Source organism: Mesorhizobium sp. M2C.T.Ca.TU.002.02.1.1 (assembly GCF_003997225.1).
The window spans coordinates 1-4,445 of sequence record NZ_RZTO01000531.1 but is presented as its reverse complement, the minus strand read 5'-3'; the positions used below and the strand labels follow the sequence as shown (position 1 = coordinate 4,445).

The window sequence follows — 4,445 nt, the reverse complement described above, 5'->3', positions numbered from 1 at the left end:
TTCAAAGACAGGCGACCTTCGGCGCCTGCGTTCCGCCGCGAAAAAGCGGGCGCGGAAAATTACTCCTTCGGCGGCTCGGCCGGAACCGGCGCCGTGCCAAGCCCGCTGACATTGCGCGCCCTGACGCGCGGCTTGAAGGCCCGGCCATGCTCTGGCGTGCGGCGCAGCACCGGATGGACGACCGGCTCCTTGGCCTTGAAGGCAAAGGATTTGATCAGCGCGAAATAGTTCGGATAGATATAGCCGTTGTTCATCCGCAGCCATTCTTCGCGGCGATCGCGAAACATCTTCGGCAGTCTGTACCAGGCAACCGTCGGGCTCTTGTGATGCACGAGATGCAGGTTGTTGTTGAGGAACAGCAACGCCAAGGGCGAGCGCTCGACGATGATGGTGCGCCCTTCGGGATGTTCCGACCACTGATGCTCGGCATAGGTGCGGACGGAGATCAGCGACTGGCCGAGCCACACCGGCACCAGTATATAAAGCCAGAGCGGGATGCCGAAACCCAGCGTCACGATCGGCACAACCACGACAAGGCCGATAGCATGCAGCAGCCAGGCGTTGCGGATCGTCTTGTCGCCGGCGGCAATCTGCCGGGCGTCGTCGATGAAGAAGCCGATCGACGACAGCCACGGGCCGAGAATGAGGCGGCCGACCATGGTATTGTTGAGCTTGAGCAGGAACTTCATCGCCGGCGGCAGTTCCTCATGCATCCAGAGCGCCTTGTAATAGCTTTCCGGATCGTCCAGCGGATCGGTCAGCCGTTCGTCGGCGTGGTGGCGAAGATGGATGGTCTTGAAGCGCCTGAACGGCCAGACAAGCCCGATCGGCAGGAAGACGAAGGCTTCGTTGATGCGGGCGCTGCGGGTGGGATGGCCGTGCAGCACCTCATGCATCAGCGACGATTGCAGGGCGAGGATCAGGGCCAGCGCGATCAAAGCGATCAAGGAGTGGGATGGCCAGAGCAGGAAGCCGATTGCGAACCATGCGCCGTAGCAGAAGAGCGCGAGCAATACCGTCGGCCATTCGATTGGCGGTGCGCTGCTGCGTCTCTTGTTCATGCCGGTATTCATGCTTGCCATGCTATCGACCACTGCCTTCCAGTCGCCGGAACCCCTCGATTCCTGACAACATTGTGTCAGGAGCCTCCCGTTACATCAACGCGACAAAGCGCACAAACTGTTGCGAATGCGCATTTTTGACGGCAGATGTTACATATTGTAAACAAATATGGGGATTCATTTCCGCCTGAGCCGCGTTCAGATCAGCTCAGGCGCAAATTTTTCCTCTCGCAAGCAGGAGCGGCCTGATGGACAAGCGCGATCTGTCGACGATCTTCCGGGAGCGGCTGAAATTGCTCTTGACACGCTCCGACCTCAACCAATCGGCCTTCGCGACGGCCGTCGGCATCGACCGTTCGGCGCTGTCGCAGCTGCTGTCCGGCGCCTCGACCCGCCTGCCTCGCGCCGAGACGCTGCTCAACATCGCCGCCGAATTCAAGGTGTCGCTCGACTGGCTGCTGGGCTTGAGCCACGACGAAGGCGTGACCGGCGAAATCCGCGAAAGCCTGGAGATCGAGGAGGCCCCCGACGGCTTCGACCGCACGCTGCTCGCCAAATGGCATGCCGAGGCCGCCGGCACCAAGATCCGCTACGTGCCCGCCGGCATTCCCGATCTTTTGCGCACCGAGGCGCTGATCGATTACGAGGCCGGCATCGCCAACAAGAACCGCGAGGCGCAGGCCGGCGAAACGCAATACCGCATCGACTATACAAGGCGGCCGGAGACCGACATGGAGGTCTGCATGCCGCGCCACACGCTGGAGATCTTCGCACGCGGCCTGGGCGTCTGGGATCGTTTCCCGGAAGCCGAAAGGCGCAAGCAATTGCTGCACATGGCGGCGCTGCTCGATGACCTTTACCCGACCTTCCGGCTGTTCCTCTATGACGGCCGCATGCGCTATTCGATCCCCTATACGATCTTCGGCCCCTACCGCGCCGCGATCTATGTCGGCGACATGTATATCGTGCTGAGCGCCACCCAGCCGATCCGCACGCTCACCAGCCATTTCGACAATCTGATCCGCGCCGCCGACATCAACGCGCATGAGGCAGCAAGCTTCACGCAGAAGCTGGCCGCAATGTCCTTCCCGTCAGGCTCTGTCTGATTGACGGTGCCGATATCATACTGACATCGGCTCGGTCGCCGTTCATCCTTTCAGGGAAAACCATGCAGTCATCGCGTCACGTCGTCGTTCCTCCTCAGTCGGGCCGTTCCATGCGCGTCGGGCGCGGCGATCTCATCCGCATCATCGATCCCAAGGGCCAGCAGGTCTCCGACCTCTGGGCGTTCTCGACAGGTGAAAAACTCGACTGGCTGAGCACGTCGCAGACGCGCGACATCACCGAGCGGCTGTTTCCAAAACCCGGCGACCATTTCTACAGCGCCGCCGGCAAGGTTATGCTGACGCTGACCGAGGATGGCTCGCCCGGACCGCACGACATGCTCTACCCGGCCTGCGACAGCGCGCTCTACGAACGCGCCGGCCTGCCCAACCACCCGAACTGCCGCGACAACCTGATGAAGGCGCTTGCCGCGGAAGGCATCGACCTGCCCTTCGCGCCCGACCCGGTCGACCTCTTCCAGAATTCCTTGCCGCAGCCGGACGGCACGCTCGTCGTCGAAGCCTCGATCAATCCGCCCGGCGGTTACGTCACGCTGCGCGCCGAACAGGACCTCCTGCTTGTCGTCACCGCCTGCTCGGTCGACCACCATCCGACCAACGGTGATGCCTGCACCGAGATCGAGGTCGAGATCACACCGGCCGCGTAGGGCTTCGCGGCCGCAAGCTCGTTGACTAGATATAAAGACTTCTTTATATCGTTATTTGAATTCGAACACGAAAGCCAAAGTCATGACCGCGACCAACCCGATTGACGCCCTGCTTGCCGAAAAGGGCGTGCTCCTGGCCGACGGCGCCACCGGCACCAATCTGTTCGCGATGGGTCTGCCGGCCGGCGAGGCGCCGGAGCTGCTCAACGAGACGTCGCCCGAGACGATCGCCAGCCTGCATCAGAACTTCGTCGACGCCGGCGCCGATATCATCCTGACCAACTCCTTCGGCGGCACCCGCCACCGGCTCAAGCTGCATCATGCGCAGGATCGCGTCCACGAATTGAACAAGCGCGCCGCCGAGATTGCCCGCTCCGTCGCCGACAAGGCAGGCCGCAAGGTGATCGTCGCCGGCTCCGTCGGCCCGACCGGCGAATTGCTGGTGCCGCTCGGTGCCCTGACCTATGACGACGCCGTCAATGCCTTTGCTGAGCAGATCGAGGGCCTCAAGGCCGGCGGCGCCGAAGTCGCCTGGATCGAGACCATGTCGGCGCCCGACGAGATCCGCGCCGCCGCCGAGGCCGCCATCCGCGTCGGCCTGCCCTATACCTATACCGGTTCCTTCGACACCGCCGGCCGCACCATGATGGGCCTGCTGCCGAAGGACATCCACGCCGTCGCCGACGGCCTGTCGCAGGCCCCGCTCGGCGTCGGCGCCAATTGCGGCGTCGGCGCTTCCGATATCCTCGCCTCGCTGCTCGACATGACCGAGGCGAAGCCGGAGGCGACCGTGATCGTCAAGGGCAATTGCGGCATTCCCGAATTCCGTGGCAGCGAGATTCACTATTCCGGAACGCCGGAGCTGATGTCCGATTATGTGCGGCTGGCGGTCGATGCCGGCGCCAAGATCGTCGGTGGCTGCTGCGGCACGTCGTTCGCTCACCTCGCCGCCATGCGCAAGGCGCTCGACGGCCACACCAAGGCGGAGCGCCCGACCATCGAGACGATCGTCGAGCGCATCGGGCCGATGCGCAACAAGACGGCAAGCGCTGCTGAACCCGGCGAAGGCCGGCGCGAGCGCAGGCGCAGCCGCGCCTGACAGGGCCTGGTTATTTGCTGTTTTCGGCGTAGCGTGACAGCGCCGTATTGAAATCGACGACGTTCTCGGCGCTCATCGTCATCAGAGCGCCCGATGCGCCCGGATCGCTGATCTGTTCCAGCATGACGCGAAACCGGTCGTTGTTGAGCGCCGAAAGCGCCGTGTTGCGGGCCGCATCGACATCGCTCCGAATGCGCGCCGATTCCGCCGAAGGCGCGGACGATCCCCGCACCGGTGCATTGGCCGCCGTCGCGTTCGCATTGCCGATTGTCGTGATATGCACTGCTGATCCCTCAAAATTCCATCAGCGCTGACTAACAGAAGCTCGTTGCGGCGAGGTTCCGGAAAAGCCACGCAATTTAACGATCGCAAAAAGGCCGGCGGGATTTCTTTCGCCGGCCCTTCGTTGAACTCACCACGCTCTACTTGTTGCCGTCCAGCGATGCGGCCAGGCGCACCAGCGACAGGAACTCCGCCCTGTAGCCGAACGGATCGGCGCCGCGCGCGGCATTGG

General features: G+C 63.1%; 5 protein-coding genes. 3 read left to right on the top strand and 2 right to left on the bottom strand.

The window, feature by feature from the left end; translation table 11 throughout:
• Positions 1-59: 59 nt before the first annotated feature.
• The gene (locus tag EOD07_RS24155; protein ID WP_206519538.1) at positions 60-1,061 is read right to left on the bottom strand and encodes a fatty acid desaturase; all 1,002 of its coding nucleotides are present in this window, start codon (positions 1,059-1,061) and stop codon (positions 60-62) included.
• Positions 1,062-1,309: 248 nt separating this feature from the next.
• Here EOD07_RS24155 and EOD07_RS24150 point away from each other — a divergent pair, with 248 nt between their 5' ends.
• From EOD07_RS24150 to bmt, 3 genes are all read left to right on the top strand, one after another.
• On the top strand, positions 1,310-2,167 hold the full coding sequence (locus EOD07_RS24150) for a helix-turn-helix transcriptional regulator (RefSeq protein WP_040981855.1): 858 nt from the start codon (positions 1,310-1,312) through the stop codon (positions 2,165-2,167).
• A gap of 62 nt (positions 2,168-2,229) precedes the next feature.
• A complete protein-coding gene (locus EOD07_RS24145; protein WP_127237230.1) occupies positions 2,230-2,832 on the top strand; it encodes an urea carboxylase-associated family protein in 603 nt (200 codons plus the stop codon).
• A gap of 82 nt (positions 2,833-2,914) precedes the next feature.
• Complete coding sequence (gene bmt, locus EOD07_RS24140) at positions 2,915-3,931, top strand: betaine--homocysteine S-methyltransferase (RefSeq protein WP_127237229.1); 1,017 nt, start codon at positions 2,915-2,917, stop codon at positions 3,929-3,931.
• Positions 3,932-3,941: 10 nt separating this feature from the next.
• On the opposite strand, the gene EOD07_RS24135 is transcribed toward bmt, so the two are convergent.
• Positions 3,942-4,214 (bottom strand): hypothetical protein, encoded by a 273-nt coding sequence (locus tag EOD07_RS24135; RefSeq protein WP_071034026.1) that lies wholly within the window; start codon positions 4,212-4,214, stop codon positions 3,942-3,944.
• Positions 4,215-4,445 lie beyond the last annotated feature (231 nt).

Coding starts and splice junctions, on each gene's coding strand:
- EOD07_RS24155 (WP_206519538.1), bottom strand. CDS start 1,061: ATGAACAAGAGACGCAGCAGCGCACCGCCAATCGAATGGCCGACGGTA.
- EOD07_RS24150 (WP_040981855.1), top strand. CDS start 1,310: ATGGACAAGCGCGATCTGTCGACGATCTTCCGGGAGCGGCTGAAATTG.
- EOD07_RS24145 (WP_127237230.1), top strand. CDS start 2,230: ATGCAGTCATCGCGTCACGTCGTCGTTCCTCCTCAGTCGGGCCGTTCC.
- bmt (WP_127237229.1), top strand. CDS start 2,915: ATGACCGCGACCAACCCGATTGACGCCCTGCTTGCCGAAAAGGGCGTG.